Below are 17,234 nucleotides of genomic sequence, written 5' to 3' on the forward strand. Positions count from 1 at the left end.
GCAAACTTACGCGCCGAGGCGTCTCGCTTTGAAATGCTTTGTAGTACTAGCGAATATCAGTCTCGTTGATACAACGGCGCAGGCCTTGAAAAACAAGGCCTGCGGCCTATTGACGCAGCATGAACTTCAAGTCGCTCGGCGCATCCATCGGCATTTTCTGCACAGTTTTACCCAGCAGGCCGGTCTTCGGATCGCGCTCGACCACCACGATCTGGTTGCTCTTCTGATTGGCAATCAGCAGGAATTTCCCGCTCGGGTCGAGGCTGAACTCCCGCGGATGATCGCCTTCGACCGAGCGCCGCTGCAGCTCTTTGAGCGTGCCCGCAGCCGGGTCAATGGCGAACACCAGCACTTCGTTGGTGGTGCCACGGTTGCTGACGTAGAGGAACTTGCCGTCCCTGGACGCATGCAGCGCAGCCGCCGCCCTGCCCGGCTGGGGTTTGCCGGCGGCCAGGTCGACCAGTTGGCGCTGGGTCAGGCGGCCGTCCTGGTAATCGAACACCGCCACTTGCGCGGTCATTTCCATCGTCAGCCAGGCGTGCTTGCCGTCAGCGCTGAACAGCAGGTGACGCGGTCCGCTGCCGGGTGGCAATTGCACGAAGGCCGGCTCGGCGGCAGTCAGCGGCAGCTCGGGATTGGCCTTGGGGTCGTAGCGGTAGATGAACACCTTGTCCGCCCCCAGGTCGTTGGCGAACACGTACTTGCCATCGGGCGACGAGACCGCCGAGTGCACGTGGGCCGACATCTGCCGCTCGGGATTGACCCGGCTCGGTTGATGGCTGCTCAACTGCACCACCGGCGACAGCTTGCCGTCGGCGCCCACCGGCAATACCGCCAGGGTGCCGCCCGGGTCCTCCACGACCGAATAGTTGCTGACCAGCAGATGCCGGCCATCACCGCTGAGGCTGGAATGCGTCGGCTCGTTGCCCAGGGATTGCACCTGGTTGATCAGGCTGATGGCATGGGTCTTCGGGTCGATGGCATAGCTACTGACCTTGCCCACCGGGTCTTTCTGGCCCGGACCATTTTCGTTGACCACGAACAGCCGGGTCAGGTCGGGCGAGAGGGTCAGCCACGAGGGGTTGTCCGTCTTGATCACTTGCAACGGGTTGGCGTCGATCTGGCCGGTACGGCTGTCGAATTGCAACCGATAGATGCCTTGGCTCTGCCCGGCGGTATAGGACCCCACCAGCAGTTGATGACGTTCTTCGGTGTCCGCCTGAACGCCCATGGCGCCCAGGCTGCCGGCCATCAATAGCGGCCAGAAACTACGCATTTTCATCTTCGTCGTCCTCATCGTCGTGGCCGCTGGTGGCGTCCACGCATTCCAGACGGTGGTCACCGGAGTCACTGGTGATGATCCAGCGATTCGAGGCCTTGTCGAACGTCGCGGCCTGCATTTGCGCCGGCGTGAAACGCCAGTGCTCGAGGGTGCGACCGTTCATGCACTCGACGTGCAATTGGTCCTGATCGTCGAGCTCAAAATTGAATGCGTGCAGGCCGTCGATAATCAGCATGTCGCAGGTTTCGAGGGCATGCAGCAGGGTGTTGGTTACGGCAGTCATGGTGATCAGTCGGTCGTTGGGAAAGTGACCATGATAACCCAATGGGCGAGTGGACCTTGGGCCATCACTTCAGACTCGATGTTGACTGGGCGATTGCCTTCGCGAGCAAGCCCGCTCCCACAATTGGATCGGCGGTGAATACACATTCTGTATTCCCGGGAAACCCAGTGTGGGAGCGGGCTTGCCCGCGAAGAGGCCGGCACATTCAACATCAATGCCACGGCCTCACCGCGATCCTCAGAGCGCCTCGCGCCCCGGCACGCCATCCACCAACCGCAGGATGCCCAGCGGGTTGGCGTTCCTCAGCGGTTCCGGCAGCAGGCTGTCGGGATAGTTCTGGAAGCACACCGGGCGCAGGAAGCGATCGATCGCCAATGTGCCCACCGACGTACCCCGGGCATCGGACGTTGCCGGGTAAGGCCCGCCGTGGACCATCGAATCACACACCTCGACACCGGTCGGATAACCGTTGAGAAGGATGCGGCCGACCTTCTGTTCCAGCAGCGGTGTCAATTCGCTGAACCGTTCGAAATCCGCCGGCTCGCCAATCATCGTCGCGGTCAGTTGGCCGTTCAGGCCGTTCAGCGCGGCGGTCAATTGCGCCTGGTCGGCGACTTCGACAAACACCGTGGTCGGACCGAACACTTCTTCTTGCAGCGCCTCGTCACCGTTGATCAGCAGGCTGGCATCGGCCTTGAACAGCTGCGGCTGGGCCTGGTTGCCCTGCTGCTCGCGCCCGGCCAGGTGCTCGATGCCCGGGTGAGCCAGCAATTTCTGCAGGCCCTTGCCGTAGCTTTGCAGCGTGCCGGCATTGAGCATGGTCTGGGGCGCCTGGTCGCCGATCAGCGCGGCCACTTGCTGGGTGAAGGCAGTGAATTGCGGCGAGCGAATGCCGATCACCAGGCCCGGGTTGGTACAGAACTGACCGCAGCCCTGCACCACCGAGGCGGTCAAGTCGCGAGCGACACTCTCAGCGCGGGTTTCCAGCGCTTGCGGCAACACGATCACCGGGTTGATGCTCGACATTTCGGCGAACACCGGAATCGGCTGCGGCCGTGCGGCCGCCATGTCGCACAGGGCACGCCCGCCCTTGAGGGAGCCGGTGAAGCCCACGGCCTGGATCGCCGGATGCTTGACCAGCCATTCACCGACACCACCGCCGTAGATCATGTTGAACACGCCAGCCGGCATCGCGGTTTTTTCCGCCGCGCGAATGATCGCATCGGCCACGTGTTCGGCGGTCGCCATGTGGCCGCTGTGGGCCTTGAACACCACTGGGCAACCGGCCGCCAGGGCCGACGCCGTGTCGCCACCGGCGGTGGAGAATGCCAGGGGGAAGTTACTGGCGCCGAACACCGCCACCGGCCCCAGGCCGATGCGGTACTGCCGCAGGTCCGGACGCGGTAACGGCGTGCGTTCCGGCAAGGCGCGGTCGATGCGCGCACCGTAGAAATCGCCTCGACGCAAGACCTTGGCGAACAGGCGCATCTGGCCGCTGGTGCGACCGCGCTCGCCCTGGATCCGCGCCGCCGGCAACGCGGTTTCACGGCAGACCACGGCCACGAATTCATCGCCCAAGGCGTCCAGTTCATCGGCAATGGCCTCCAGGAACTCGGCCCGGCGCACCGCGCTCAGGCTCCGGTAGGCCGGATAAGCCGCAGCCGCAGCCTTGGCGGCCGCATCGACTTCCTCGGCCGTGGCCTGGATGAAATCATGGGGCAAGGCCTCGCCGGTACTGGCGTCGACGCTTTGCAGGCGGGTCTGGCCGGCCGCGCTGCGCGCCCCGCCGATGTAGTTGTGGCCAAGGATCTGGTTCATCGCAAGTCTCCTTTTAAAGTGTGCCGATAGTACCCGGGTTGAACACCGCGTCTACCGGGGCAATGCCGTTGACCAGCGGCGCGCCGAATTCAGCCTGGCTGATTTCGAACACATCCCCCGGCTGGGTGCGGATGCCGTCGGCGAACGACAGGGTCGCGGTGCCGAAGAAATGAACGTGCACGTCCCCCGGGCGCAGGAACTGACTGTACTTGAAGTGGTGGAACTCCAGGTTCTCGAGGCTGTGGCACATGTTCGCCTCGCCGCTGAGGAACTCGTTCTGCCACAGCACTTCGCCATTGCGCAGGATACGACTGGTTCCGGAAAGATGTTGAGGCAGTTCACCGACGCGAAGTTCCGGGCCAAAACTGCAACTGCGCAATTTCGAGTGGGCCAGGTACAGGTAATTCTTGCGCTCCATCACGTGGTCGGAAAACTCGTTGCCCACGGCGAAGCCCAGGCGATAGGGCTTGCCGTCGTGGCCAATGACATACAGGCCACTGATTTCCGGCTCTTCGCCAGCGTCTTCGGCAAAGGGCGGCAGCGGGAACGGATGGCCCGGGCGGACTACAATGCTGCCGTCGCCCTTGTAGAACCATTCCGGTTGCACGCCGGCCTGCCCGGCCTGGGGCTTACCGCCCTCCACGCCCCACTTGAAGATGCGCATGGTGTCGGTCATGGTCGCTTCGTCGCCGGCCTGCTGGTGCATCTTGTCCCGGGCCGAGGCGCTGCCCAGGTGGGTCAGGCCGGTACCGCTGACCAACAGGTGCGCCGGGTCCGGATGGTCCAGCGGTGGCAGGATGCGCAGCTCACTGAGCAACCGGGCGTAGTCATGACTCGCCCCCAGGCCCAGGCTACCGACCTGCTGCTCCAGCTTCACACCCGCCTCGATGGCCGCCAGCGCCAGCTCGCGCACGCTGGCGGCGCCCTGCACTTCCCGCACCTGATCGCCGTCGACCACACCGACGCGGCGTTCGCCGTTACTCAATTCGAACTGAACTAAACGCATGATGTTCTCCCTGTAAACAATACTTAAATACACCGTCAATCACCTGTGGGAGCGGGCTTGCCCGCGAAGACGGCGGTACATTCAACATTGATGCAAGCTGACCCACCGCTTTCGCGGGCAAGCCCGCTCCCACACTGCTCATCTCAGCCTTCAAATTTCAGGTACGCGTCGCCCCGCGGGCACTGGCGGCGAACTGGTCCGCCGGCAGTACATGCTTGCGCTCCAGTAACCGATACACCACGCCGGTCAACACCAGGCCGAACACCATCACACCGGACAGGAAATACAGCCCCGAGGCCAGGTTGCCGGTGTACTCCTTCAGCGCGCCGATCACGAACGGACCGATGTAACCGCCCAGGTTGCCCACCGAGTTGATCAGCGCAATACCCGCCGCCGCACTGGCGCCGGCAAAGAAACGTCCCGGCAAGGTCCAGAACACCGCCGTGCAGGAAAACAGCGCGAACGCCACCAGGCACAGTGCCGCCAGTTGCAACACCGGCACCGACAACCAGGCACTGAGGAACAGGCCGATGGCGCCCAGCACGTACAACACGGCCAGATGACCGTAACGATCATTCAAGCGATCAGAGCTGCGAGGAATGATCAGCAAACCGATGATGCCGAAGATGTACGGCACCGACGACACAAAGCCAGTCACCAGGTCACTGCCACCGAACTGCTTGATCAGCGTCGGCAGCCACAAGCCCAGGCCGTAGATGCTCAAGGTCACTGGCAGGTAGAACAGCGCCAGCAACAAGACGCGCTTGTCCTTCAGGGCATGCAGCGGATTGCCGTGGCGGGTCTGGCCGTATTCCTGCAAGTCTTTTTTCAGCTCACCGGTCAGCCAGTCCTTCTCGGCCTGGTCCATCCACTTGACCTGTTGCGGGCCATCCGGCAGGTAACGCAGCACCGGCCAGGTCAGCAGCACCGCCGGCAGGCCGATGACAATGAACAGCCACTGCCAACCGTGCAGGCCGAGGATGCCGTCCATGCCCAGCAAGCCACCGGACACCGGGCCGGTGATCATCATTGCAATAGGTTGGGACAAAATGAACAGGCCGAGGATCTTGCCGCGATGGCGCACCGGGAACCACTGGGTGATGTAGTACAGCACGCCCGGGAAGAACCCGGCTTCGGCCGCGCCCAGCAAAAAGCGCATCACATAGAAGCTGTGGGGGCCCTGCACGAACGCCATGCCGATGGTGATGGCGCCCCAGGTGATCATGATCCGGGCGAACCAGCGTCGGGCACCGTAGCGTTCCAGCATCAGGTTGCTGGGAATCTCCAGCAGGAAATAACCAATGAAAAACAGCCCGGCACCCAGGCCGTAGGCGGCGTCGCCGATGCCGAGGTCGGCGCCCATGTGCAGCTTGGCAAAGCCCACGGCAGAGCGGTCCACGTAGGCGATCAGGTATAGCAGGATCAGGAAGGGAATCAGTTTCAGCGTGATGCGACGAATAAGCCGCAATTCCTGGCTCATGGGACCGGTCTCCGATTGTTGTTGTTATGGAACCTCGGGGGATTTCTCTCGCGAATGACCGCCAGGACAACCCCTCCGTTGAATCGGACTATATAGTAATACTATTTACCCAACAACACTTCCAAAGCGCGCAATTTGCGCTTATGTTACGCTCGAGCTCGAACAATATAGTCATACAATAAGAGAATCGATCATGTCTGATAAGAAACCCTCCCTGCGCTCGGCCCAATGGTTTGGCACCGCCGACAAAAATGGCTTCATGTACCGCAGCTGGATGAAAAATCAGGGCATCGCCGACCATCAGTTCCACGGCAAGCCGATCATCGGCATCTGCAACACCTGGTCGGAGCTGACGCCGTGCAACGCGCACTTCCGGCAGATCGCCGAGCACGTCAAGCGCGGCGTGATCGAAGCCGGAGGCTTCCCAGTGGAATTCCCGGTGTTCTCCAACGGCGAATCGAACCTTCGCCCCACCGCCATGCTGACCCGCAACCTGGCGAGCATGGACGTGGAAGAAGCGATTCGCGGCAACCCGATTGACGGCGTAGTGCTGCTCACCGGTTGCGACAAGACCACCCCTGCGTTGCTGATGGGCGCCGCCAGTTGCGACGTCCCGGCCATCGTCGTCACCGGCGGGCCGATGCTCAACGGCAAGCACAAAGGCCAGGACATTGGCTCCGGCACCGTGGTCTGGCAATTGAGCGAGCAGGTCAAGGCCGGCACCATCACCATCGACGATTTCCTCGCGGCCGAGGGCGGCATGTCCCGCTCGGCCGGTACCTGCAACACCATGGGCACCGCCTCGACCATGGCCTGCATGGCCGAAGCCCTCGGCACCTCCCTGCCCCACAACGCGGCGATTCCGGCCGTGGATGCACGGCGTTATGTGCTGGCCCATATGTCCGGCATGCGCGCCGTGGAAATGGTCCGTGAAGACCTGAAACTGTCGAAGATCCTGACCAAGGAAGCCTTCGAAAACGCCATCCGCGTCAACGCGGCCATCGGCGGCTCCACCAACGCGGTGATCCACCTCAAGGCCATCGCCGGACGCATCGGCGTACAACTGGACCTGGACGACTGGACCCGCATCGGCCGCGGCATGCCGACCATCGTCGACCTGCAGCCGTCCGGGCGCTTTTTGATGGAAGAGTTCTACTACGCCGGCGGCCTGCCCGCGGTGCTGCGGCGTCTCGGCGAGGCCAACCTGATTCCCAATCCGAATGCCTTGACCGTCAACGGCAAGAGCATCGGCGAGAACACCAAGGACGCACCGATCTACGGCCAGGATGAAGTCATCCGCACCCTGGATAACCCGATCCGCGCCGACGGCGGCATCTGCGTGCTGCGCGGCAACCTGGCGCCACTGGGAGCGGTGCTCAAGCCGTCCGCCGCCACCGCCGAACTGATGCAGCATCGTGGTCGCGCCGTGGTGTTCGAGAACTTCGACGAGTACAAGGCCCGGATCAACGACCCGGAACTGGACGTGGACGCCAGCTCGATCCTGGTGATGAAGAACTGCGGGCCCAAGGGTTACCCGGGCATGGCCGAAGTCGGCAACATGGGCTTGCCGGCCAAGCTGCTGGCCCAGGGCGTGACCGACATGGTGCGGATTTCCGATGCGCGCATGAGCGGCACCGCCTACGGCACCGTGGTGCTGCACGTAGCACCGGAAGCGGCGGCCGGCGGACCTCTGGCGGCGGTGAAGGAAGGCGACTGGATCGAGCTCGATTGCGCCAGCGGCCGCCTGCACCTGGACATCCCGGACGCCGAACTCGCCGCGCGCCTGGCCGACATCGTCCCCCCGCAGCAACTGCTGGTAGGCGGCTACCGCCAGCTGTACATCGACCACGTGTTGCAAGCGGACCAGGGTTGTGACTTCGACTTCCTGGTGGGCTGCCGCGGCGCCGAGGTGCCACGCCACTCCCACTGACACTTGATTCATGCTCAACAGAAGGTCCTGTGGGAGCGGGCTTGCTCGCGAATGCGGTGTGACAGTCAACCCAAATGTTGAATGTTCAACCGCATTCGCGAGCAAGCCCGCTCCCACATTTGGATCTTCTCTGAGCTCCAGACCGTGCTCGCACTAGCGACCCGCCATCGCCGCGCCTGCTATCATGCCCAACACCCCCCTCGCACAGGATCGCGCCGCGTCCCATGGATTACCGTAAACCCTCCGACCGCAAGAGCATGCACGCGCGCATCGTCCAGGAATTGGGCATGCAGATCGTTTCCGGACGCTTCAAGCCAGACGATAAACTGCCCGCCGAAGCCTTGTTGTGCGAAGAGTATGCGGTCAGCCGCCCGGTGCTGCGCGAAGCCACGCGGGTGCTGGTCGCCAAGGGCCTGGTGTATTCGCGTCCGCGGGTGGGCACGGTGGTCAAGGCCCGGCGAGAATGGCACATGCTCGACCCGGACGTGCTGCATTGGCTGATGCAGAGCAGCCCTCAGAATGAATTCTTCAACCTGCTGACCAGCGTGCGCAGCATCATCGAGCCGGCCGCCGCGGCCCTCGCCGCCCAGTTCGCCGACGAGGCCGACATCGCCGCCATCCGTGAAGCCTACCAACGCATGGAAGCTGCCCCGACTCCCGAGGCCGTTCTGCAACCGGACCTGGACTTCCACAGCCGCATCGCCGACGCCACCCACAACGACCTGCTCGCCAACCTCTGCAACATGTTGTCGGTGGCCATCGCCGAAGCCCTCAAACACTCCAACCAGCGGCCCAATCTGCACGAGTTGGCAATGCCACGGCACAAGGCGATCCTCACCGCCATCGAGAACCGCGATGCCCTCGGTGCCCGCCACGCCACCCTGGTGCAACTGGACGATGCCCGTAGCGCGCTGAACGTCGTGCTGGGCAACGATCCGTCCTGACGGCCCTGTCCTTCCCCCCCCGATGCCACCGAAGAGGCTTCACACAACCGCTCGTTAGCGGGGTGGTATTTATGTACCACCCGCACTGGACAGAGAAGTCGATACTTTTCTCGCCGTCATCCCGACGGCCATGTTTTGTGAAAAGGACTTCTCATGACCGCTCCCTCCTCCGCAGACGCCATCCCCGCGTTGACGCAAAGCGTCAGCCTGCAATTCGCCAACCACCCGACCTTCGAACAGATCGTGCAACGCATGCTCGAACAGGCTATCAAGCGAACATACTCCTGGCTGGACATCGACCTCTCCACCGTCCAATTGGCGACTCCGGACGCCACCGGACGCGCCTGGCAATTCCAACCGTTCATGCCCGTGGTGCTTGATCACCTGGCCGTTGGCACACCCGTGGATTTCAGCCCACGGGGCAACCTGGACTGTTTCCTCTCCGACACCCCACCGCACCGGCTCCGGGCTGGCTACCAGGAAGTGGACATCCAGGTCATCAAGAGCTCACTGCTGGAACTGGCCTGGAGCGTACCGCTCGGGCTGGAGGATGCGCTGGTCCGTTACTGGGGCGACGACATTGACGCAATCGATGGGAACAGCCACGGCAACCGCTGGCGCTGGCTCAGCGATGTGCTGAGGAACATGCTGAGTATCCGCGGGCTGCAACAGCCCGGGCTCGCTGACACAGCCCGCGAAGCCCTTGACCAGGTCGTCCGTTGGCCGGACCGGGAGCGACGCTTTCGTCTCGACCCACAGGCGCCTGTGTACGCCTACAATCTGGAAACCCGAATCACCCGGGGCACCACCAGCACCGTACTGGTCGGCAGCGAGATCCTCCTGGTCCGCGCCACAAAAGGCACCACCGACGTCCTGCTGTACCGCCCCGGCAGCGCCGTGCAATCCTTTGCTTCCCAGGACGCCTTCAATCGGCATTGGGGCGCATCGATCGCCAGCCGTTACACCGTCGACACTGTCACCTGCCAGCGCTACGAGATAAGCGGCGACGTCTTCGAGAGCCAGGCGGCGATGTTGCTGGAGCAGCAACTGGCCGAGCTGAAGGCTGTACGGCTGCCCGCCGGGATCGACCTGCAAAGCCTGAAGAACCTCTACAACGACTTGAGCGACCCGGCTCGCTACCTGCTGGAAGCCCCGCGGCTCTCGCCGCAAACCTCGGCACGCCTGGCTCCCTTGCTACCCCGCTGGCTGAAAAAAAGCTCCATCGCCGACCAAATGACGCTCCAGCACTACAGCCTGGCCCTGGCCAGTGCCAAAAAACGCCACCAGGGCCAGACCTTCCTCAGCGGCATCGAGGACATCAAGGCCTTTACCGCCAGTGCCTTGTCCAGCGCCATGAAGCAAATGAACGACAGCAGCCGGGACAAGGTGCAATCGAGCCAATACCAACCCGACGATGTGCTGCTGAACTTCACCGTTTCCGCAGGCTACCCCGGGACCATCGGCCTCAGCGAGAAGCGGCAGATGAGCCTGACCGAACTGGCCATCCACAATCTCGTCGCCCGCCCCAGCGGCCACTTCACGCTCAGCCATCGCCTGGGCCTGACGCTGCCGACCTGGTTGACGCCGGACTTCGTGACCGGGCTGGTCGAACAGGTCGACATTGGCACGACCTATCCTCGCTACCTGCAACAGCACCTGCTCGGTGGCTCGCCCCAGGCAAAGAACCGTCAACGGATGTTCGCCGAACAGATCCCCGCGCAGCTGGCCCTCGACGCGCTGAAACAGAGGCTGGACCACGAAAACGGCATGACCCTCCAGGGCCTGCGCCTGCTGGAAGCGGGTCTCCAACCTGACGCGGCGAGCCAACAGGTCAACGGTCGCCCGGTGGTCATTCGCCACCTGGGTTTGGTGCGCAAGCCCCAGGCCCAGCCCGATACCGTGACCAACATGTTCCTTATCGAAGCGCAGGACACCACCACCGGCCCGCACCTGCTGTATCGGCCGCTTTACGCCCCTGTGCTGCAAGAGTTCCCGACACGGGAGGCGCTGCTTCAGGCCATTGCCACCGCCGGGGACCTGCAGAACAGCATCCTGACCTGGCTGTCCGACGCCGCCCGTCCTGTGTACGCCAACGGCGGTTTCCTGGAGCCACACATCGTGCGGTTCTTTCCCGGTGACGAGTTCAACGTCCCCGACAAGCCCGCCCCGGCCACACTCGCCACGCAGGACACCGACGGCGAACTGTTGCAAGCACTGCACAACGGCGAGCTGATGCAGTACCTCTATGGCTGCAATGCCCAGGCCCTGGTCGCCCAGGCCGACCGGAACTCGGTGTCCAATAGCGAGAGCCGCTGGGCCGTATTGCTCCAGGGCGGCAGCCTGTTGTTCAACACATTGCTGTTCCCTTTATTGCGCGGCCCGGCCATGACCAGCGTCTGGCTATGGAACCTGATGGCCAGCGCCCGACAGGACATCCCGGCCCTGATCAGCGAGGACCCGGTGGCACGGGAGCTGGCCGCCGCCGATCTGCTCGTCAACCTGGCGATGCTGGTGAGCCAACTGCCCACCGGTCATGCGCCGGTCACCCGCGCGGCGGTGGCCCCATCGCTGAAGGAGCAAGCCATGCGTCCCCCGGCGCCACGCACCGTTGCCGAGCAGTGGCCCGCGCCGGCGCCGCCCACCGTGGTGGAGGGAACCGTCGCCCTGCCTGGCGCCCACGCCGAAGCCGCCAGTAGACGCCTGGACTTCAGTTTCGCCAGCGCCGGCCAGCGCCTGACACCGGAACAACGCGCCCGTCTGCTGCGCTTGCAGGCATCGCGTCCTCCGGCAATGCCCGAACCCATCGGATATGGCCCGTACAAGGGTTTGTACGTGATCGACAAAAAATGGCATGCCAATGTGGAAGACGATCTGTATCAGGTCAACCCTGAAGCGGACGGCAGCGCAACCATCGTCGATCCACTCGACCCCAGTCGAAACGGTCCGCCGTTGAAAGCCGACAGCCAGGGCCGCTGGTCCCTCGATCTGCGCCTGCGCCTGCTGGGCGGTAGCCCGCCCAAGCGGATGGATGCACAGCGTCGTGCCAATCTGCAGCGCATCGGGGAGTTGACCGAGGAACTCAACCAATGGGCAACACAGGAAGCCGATCGACAAAAAGCCCTCGATGTTGCCCTTCAAGTGATGACAAGGCTCCAGGAAGGCAGCACTTACACCGAAGCGCAGCGGGCCCTGAAACGCAAAACCTTCTATGACCTGCTCCAGGAGCAGACCGAGATTTATTTGAAACTGGTGCAGAGCGCGCCCGAACGCGCCAGCCTTGGCATTGGGCTTACGCCTAAATACATGCGCGGGCTCTTTGAAAACCTGGTCAACAATGCCCGCAAGGCTGCCGTGGTCACTGAAATGGATTACGTGGCCTTCAAGAACGCCAACCCCAGGTTTGGAGCAGAGAACGATGTAAGAGAGGTCCTGGCCTACCACATGCAGGATTACTTGAAGTTCCTCGACACCATGAGCGACATCAATGATCGAGCGATCCATTGGCTGGAACTCAAGGACGAATACCTCGAGCGCCTCTTGAACTTCGATGCCGATGGCGCCCAGGCGTTCGACCGCCTGACCAGGGACCGCCCGTTGAACGAAGGCAATGCCATCGGCCGCAAGGCCCTGCAGCTCTCCACGCTTCCCATGCTGTCGGTCAAGAATCCCCAATCGGACCTGCCCGGTGTGCTGCTTCGCATCGTCATGCCGCTGGGGGAACAAACTCGCTCCCACAGCGAGCTGCGGCTGTATGAGCTGACGCCGCAGGAACAACTCGAAATCCTGACAAGCCTGACCGAGCGCTATGGCAAGACCCTGGATGCGTTGCAAGGGGTCAAGACCCTCTACCCCGACGATATCCACGAGTCCTATTTCGACCGGCTGATCAAGTTGGTCGACGGCCTTTACCAGGAGGTGTCGGGAAAACTCGCCGCCGAAATCAAACCCGAGCCAAAACCACGCAAACGCCCGCCGAAACGCCCCGGACCAGCCGCTGCACACGCTCAGAAAAAGCTGATCAGGACCCGCCACAATGGCGTCTTGATTGGCGACCTGAAACCGGCCGGCACCTCCTTGCCGATTGAAGTCGTCGAGCTGCGCTCGCAAGTCGATGACGAGATTCTCGCCACCTATTCCCGCCATGATGATGTCTGGGATGTCGTCGAAGTACGCCGCCCGGCCCCGGCACCCGAGACGAGACCGGTCAAGGCGATCAAGGCCGATGCGCGAAAACTGCTCGACGAGCTGGATGCACGCATGCGCCGCGCTGAAAGCTACAAGAAAAACTGCCGCCATCCTCAGGAAATCGAGGAGATCATAAACAATGAGGCGAGTCGGTTTCGCAAGCTTGCCGAGGAACTCGACCGAGCGTTCACCGCCTCGCAAACCCCGCTTACCCCGGCAGACCAGGCACTGAGCCAACAGTTGTCAGACGCGGTATCCAGCCTGACCGTCAAGGGCAGTGCCCTGCGCACCGAATTGAGCCTGCAGTTGCCGCCTACCGACGGCAACCTTCGGTTCCTGTTCGAAAAGAACCTGATACAAGTCGCACGGCTAGGGGATCGCAAGGCCTTGAAAGGAAGCCGCCAGGATTTCCTCCAGGAATACGCCATCAACGACCGTGATGGTTTTCCCCTCTGGTATGCGCATTTTCACTACGAAACGGCTGACACACCGAAGGACAATTTCAGCGTCGCGCACCTGAAGACCAAGGAACAACGCAAGGAGCATTACCACTCACTGCTGGCCAAGGCCACCAGCCCTTATGCGGTGGTGAACGTGCATCGAGGACAGCTCAGCAAGTCGTTGGCGCAGAGCAAGTTCTTGCCCTTGGCGCCTTGATGGCCAGGGCTTGCAGGCTGGAGTGATCAGTCGCTGAGCGCCAGAAAAAACCTGTGGGAGCGAGCTTGCTCGCGATGGCTGACGGACATCCAATACCTTCATTGACTGTCACACCGCTATCGCGAGCAAGCTCGCTCCCACATGGGTTCGCCCCTAGGACTGCCCCTCATCAGTGGGCAAACAACGAATTGCCCTTCTGCCCCGCCAGTTTCTCCGGTTTGATCAGGAACCGCGCCAGCGCCGGCAACAGCCACAGCGCACCGAACATGTTCCACAGCAGCATGAAGGTCAGCATCAAGCCCATGTCGGCCTGGAACTTGATGGCCGAGAAGATCCAGGTGCACACGCCGATGGCCAGGCACAAACCGGTGAACAGCACCGCCTTGCCGGTGGATTTCAGCGTCTGGTAGTAAGCTTCCTGCAACGGCAACCCGGCCCGCAGGAAGCTTTCCAGGCGACTGTAGATGTAGATGCCATAGTCCACGCCGATCCCGACGCCAAGCGCGACCACCGGCAGCGTCGCGACTTTCACACCGATGCCCATGAAGGCCATCAGGGCGTTGCCCAGTACCGACGTCAGCACCAGCGGCAGCACGATGCACAGCGTCGCCGCCCAGGAACGGAAGGTGATCATGCACATGGTCGCCACGCAGATGTACACCAGGATCAGGATGGTCAGTTCCGACTCCTTGATCACTTCATTGGTGGCCGCCTCGATGCCAGCGTTACCGGCGGCGAGGAGGAACTCCAGGCCATCGCGGTTGTTTTCCTTGGCGAAGTCCTGCACCGCCTTCACCGCGCGGTCCAGGGTCTCGGCCTTGTGGTCGTTGAGGAACACCAGCACCGGCGCCAGGGAGCAGCTGTTGTTGTACAGGCCATCGGCCCGGGCGATGGAGTTGTTCAGCACATCAGGGTTGCGCGACAGGGTCTCCCATTTCAGGTTGCCCTCGTTCATGCCCTTGATCATCTGCTTGGACACGGTCACCAGGGAAATCGCCGACTGCACGCCCTCGGTGTTCTGCATCTTCCACATCAATTCGTCGATGGGGGCCATGGCTTCATAGCGCGAGCAGCCTTCGGCCTTGGTCTTGACCATCACCACCAGCACATCGGAGCTGGTGGAGTAATTGCTGATGATGAAGTTGTTGTCCTGGTTGTAGCGCGAGTCCGGACGCAGTTCCGGCGCGCCCTGGTCCAGGTCGCCGATCTTCAGGTTCTGGCTGTACCAGAGGCCACCGCCAAAGGCGATCACCGCCAGGGCAATGGACACCGGCGCGACCTTGGCGCTGGCGAAGTTCGACAGCCAGCGCCAGAACGGATGTTCCCGGTTCGCGTCTTTCTTGCTGCGCTCGACGGCGCGCTTGCTGATGCCGACGTAGGAAATCGCCACTGGCAACAGGATCAGGTTGGTGAACACGATCACCGCCACGCCGATGGAGGCGCCGATGGCCAGTTCGCGGATCACGCCGATGTCGATGATCAGCAAGGTGATGAAGCCCACGGCGTCCGCCAGGATCGCGATCATCCCCGGCAGGAACAACTGGCGAAAGGTGCGCCGCGCCGCCGTCAGGGCGTTGTCCGCCTCGCTGGACTGCAAGGCGATGCCATTGATTTTCTGCACCCCGTGGGAAATGCCGATGGCGAAGATCAGGAACGGCACCAGCATCGAGTACGGATCCAGGCCGAAACCGGCCGCGTGCATCAGCCCCAGTTGCCAGACCACCGCTACCAGGGTGGTGGTCAACACCGCCACGGTGCTGCGCATGCAGTTAGTGAACCAGTACAAGAGGATCAGGGTGATGATGAAGGCCACGCCGAAGAACAGCACCACCATGACCAGGCCGTCGATCAGATCACCGACTTTCTTGGCGAAACCGACGATATGGATCTGCACATTCGGGTTCTGGGCTTCGAACTTGTTGCGGATCTTGTCTTCAAGCTCGTGGGAAAACTTCCGATAGTCGAGGGCGAGCAATTTGCCCTGGTCCTGCGGGTCGGGATATGACTCCAGCAGTGGGATGTCGATGATGCTCGACTTGAAGTCGTTGGCCACCAGGCGCCCGACCTGGCCGGACTTGAGCACGTTGTTGCGCAGCAGGTCGAGGCTGTCGGCCGAGCCGTTGTAGCTCTGGGGGATCACCTCGCCGCCGGCGAACCCCTCCTCCGTCACTTCGGTCCAGCGCACGCTGGGGCTCCACAACGACTTGAGCCCAGAACGGTCGACACCGGAGATGTAGAAGACCTCGTCGTGGATCTGGCGCAGGGTCTCCATGTAATCCTTGGAGAAAATGTCGCCATTGGTGGCTTCCACGGAAATGCGCACCGTGTTGCCCAGGTTCGCCAGGTCGTTGCGGTGCTCGAGCATCTTCTGGATGAAAGGATGCTCGAGGGGGATCATTTTTTCAAAACTGGTGGAGGGACGGATCAGCGTGGCCTGCCAGAACAGGAAAATGCTGACCAGCAGGCAAATGACGATCACTGCCGGGCGGTTGTTGAAAATCAGGCGCTCGAGGAACGTCGCCTTGTCTTGATGATGACTGCTCATGGGGTCCGCCTTCTTGTTTTTATGCCCGTCTTGCAGGCCTGACTCATTTGCTCAGTTCGGCGCCGGTGGAGGTGGTGGCACGCACGCCGCCTTGCCCCGCCAGGATCAGGTTGCCGTTGCCTGCCGCCGTGACGGCCGCCACGGAAATTCGGTCCGGACGGTTGAACACGCTGAAGGTCTCGCCGTCGTCGGTACTGCGCACCACGCTGCCGCCGTTGCCGACAATCACGATGGAACCGTCCGCCAGCAGCGTGGCACCCGACAGGCCGAATTCCAGGCTGCCCCGGGCGGCCTTGAGCTCGACCTGCTCCCAGGTGCCGCCAAAATCGGTGGAACGGTACAGATTGCCGCGCAAGCCGTAGGCCAGCAGCGTCGAAGGTTGGGCGGTGCCGATGACCCCGAACAGCGAGCCTTCGTACGGACCTTCGACCTTCTCCCAGGTCTGGCCCCCGTCGGCGGAGCGGAACATGCTGCCGGCCTCGCCGACAATGAACAGCCCGGCGTCTTTCACGGCCGCGATCGCATTGAGATGGAACTGGTCTTCGTTTTCGAGGCGGTCGCTGGCGTCTTCCCAGTGCTTGCCGCCGTCGGTGGTTTCCAGCAGCGCGCCGTAGGCACCCACGGCAAACCCGTTGCTGGCGTCCTTGAACCAGACATCCAGCAGCGGCGCTTCACGGGTGAGGTCTTCGTATTGCTTGGTCCAGGTGCTGCCACCGTCGTCGCTGGCGAGGATCTGTGCGTCGTGCCCCACGGCCCAGCCGTGCTTGTCGTCGACGAAAAACACCGCGGTGAGCAGTTGACGGGTCGGCACCTTGGCCTGGGTCCAGGACATGCCCTGGTCGTCGGAATAGACAATGTGCCCACGATCACCGACCGCCACCAGGCGCTGGCCGGCATGGACCACATCGAGCATCAGGGTTTTGCTGGCCTTGGCCGATTCGACGGAATAGATGACATCGGACGTCGACGCCGCAACGGCCATCGCCGGTGCCGATAACACCGCAGAGCCCAGCAGCGAGAGCGCCGAAGCCAGCAACGCGATTCTGCGCAGCATCGGCGGCCGGCAGCGGCCCACAGCCATGACAGGCTCATTCATAGACCTTT

Annotated in this window: 10 protein-coding genes; 3 read left to right on the top strand and 7 right to left on the bottom strand. The window is 62.6% G+C overall.

Annotated elements, in window-relative coordinates; all coding sequences use genetic code 11:
* Positions 1 to 106: 106 nt before the first annotated feature.
* The 5 genes from BT125_RS01055 to BT125_RS01075 form a co-directional block, all read right to left on the bottom strand.
* Positions 107 to 1,282: a lactonase family protein gene (locus tag BT125_RS01055; protein WP_072404518.1), complete on the bottom strand. Its 1,176-nt coding sequence runs from the start codon at positions 1,280 to 1,282 to the stop codon at positions 107 to 109.
* Positions 1,269 to 1,565 carry a DUF5629 family protein gene (locus BT125_RS01060; protein WP_072404949.1) on the bottom strand — a complete coding sequence of 99 codons (297 nt, stop codon included), beginning with the start codon at positions 1,563 to 1,565 and terminating at the stop codon, positions 1,269 to 1,271. Before BT125_RS01060 ends, BT125_RS01055 begins: the two co-directional genes overlap by 14 nt.
* 237 nt (positions 1,566 to 1,802) lie before the next feature.
* A complete protein-coding gene (locus BT125_RS01065; RefSeq protein ID WP_072404519.1) occupies positions 1,803 to 3,383 on the bottom strand; it encodes an aldehyde dehydrogenase (NADP(+)) in 1,581 nt (526 codons plus the stop codon).
* 13 nt (positions 3,384 to 3,396) lie between these two features.
* The gene (gene araD1 / locus BT125_RS01070) at positions 3,397 to 4,389 is read right to left on the bottom strand and encodes an AraD1 family protein (protein WP_072404527.1); all 993 of its coding nucleotides are present in this window, start codon (positions 4,387 to 4,389) and stop codon (positions 3,397 to 3,399) included.
* Positions 4,390 to 4,546: 157 nt separating this feature from the next.
* Positions 4,547 to 5,869 (bottom strand): MFS transporter, encoded by a 1,323-nt coding sequence (locus BT125_RS01075; RefSeq protein ID WP_072404529.1) that lies wholly within the window; start codon positions 5,867 to 5,869, stop codon positions 4,547 to 4,549.
* 193 nt (positions 5,870 to 6,062) lie between these two features.
* Between BT125_RS01075 and BT125_RS01080 the strand changes: the two genes are divergently transcribed.
* The 3 genes from BT125_RS01080 (at position 6,063) to BT125_RS01090 (ending at position 13,585) form a co-directional block, all read left to right on the top strand.
* Positions 6,063 to 7,799 carry an IlvD/Edd family dehydratase gene (locus BT125_RS01080; RefSeq protein WP_072404531.1) on the top strand — a complete coding sequence of 579 codons (1,737 nt, stop codon included), beginning with the start codon at positions 6,063 to 6,065 and terminating at the stop codon, positions 7,797 to 7,799.
* Between the two features lie 224 nt (positions 7,800 to 8,023).
* Positions 8,024 to 8,743, top strand: coding sequence for a FadR/GntR family transcriptional regulator (locus tag BT125_RS01085; RefSeq protein WP_072404533.1), 720 nt, complete (start codon positions 8,024 to 8,026; stop codon positions 8,741 to 8,743).
* Positions 8,744 to 8,896: 153 nt separating this feature from the next.
* Positions 8,897 to 13,585, top strand: a complete 4,689-nt coding sequence (locus BT125_RS01090; RefSeq protein WP_072404535.1) for a dermonecrotic toxin domain-containing protein — start codon at positions 8,897 to 8,899, stop codon at positions 13,583 to 13,585.
* Between the two features lie 169 nt (positions 13,586 to 13,754).
* Here the strand turns inward: BT125_RS01090 and BT125_RS01095 are convergent, their stop codons facing one another.
* Both BT125_RS01095 and BT125_RS01100 read right to left on the bottom strand, forming a co-directional pair.
* Positions 13,755 to 16,130 carry an efflux RND transporter permease subunit gene (locus BT125_RS01095; protein ID WP_072404537.1) on the bottom strand — a complete coding sequence of 792 codons (2,376 nt, stop codon included), beginning with the start codon at positions 16,128 to 16,130 and terminating at the stop codon, positions 13,755 to 13,757.
* A 43-nt stretch (positions 16,131 to 16,173) separates the two neighbouring features.
* Positions 16,174 to 17,226, bottom strand: a complete 1,053-nt coding sequence (locus BT125_RS01100; RefSeq protein ID WP_072404538.1) for a WD40/YVTN/BNR-like repeat-containing protein — start codon at positions 17,224 to 17,226, stop codon at positions 16,174 to 16,176.
* Positions 17,227 to 17,234: the final 8 nt, after the last annotated feature.

Source organism: Pseudomonas sp. NFACC04-2, assembly GCF_900119265.1.
GTDB classification, from domain to species: Bacteria; Pseudomonadota; Gammaproteobacteria; order Pseudomonadales; family Pseudomonadaceae; genus Aquipseudomonas; species Aquipseudomonas fluorescens_AA.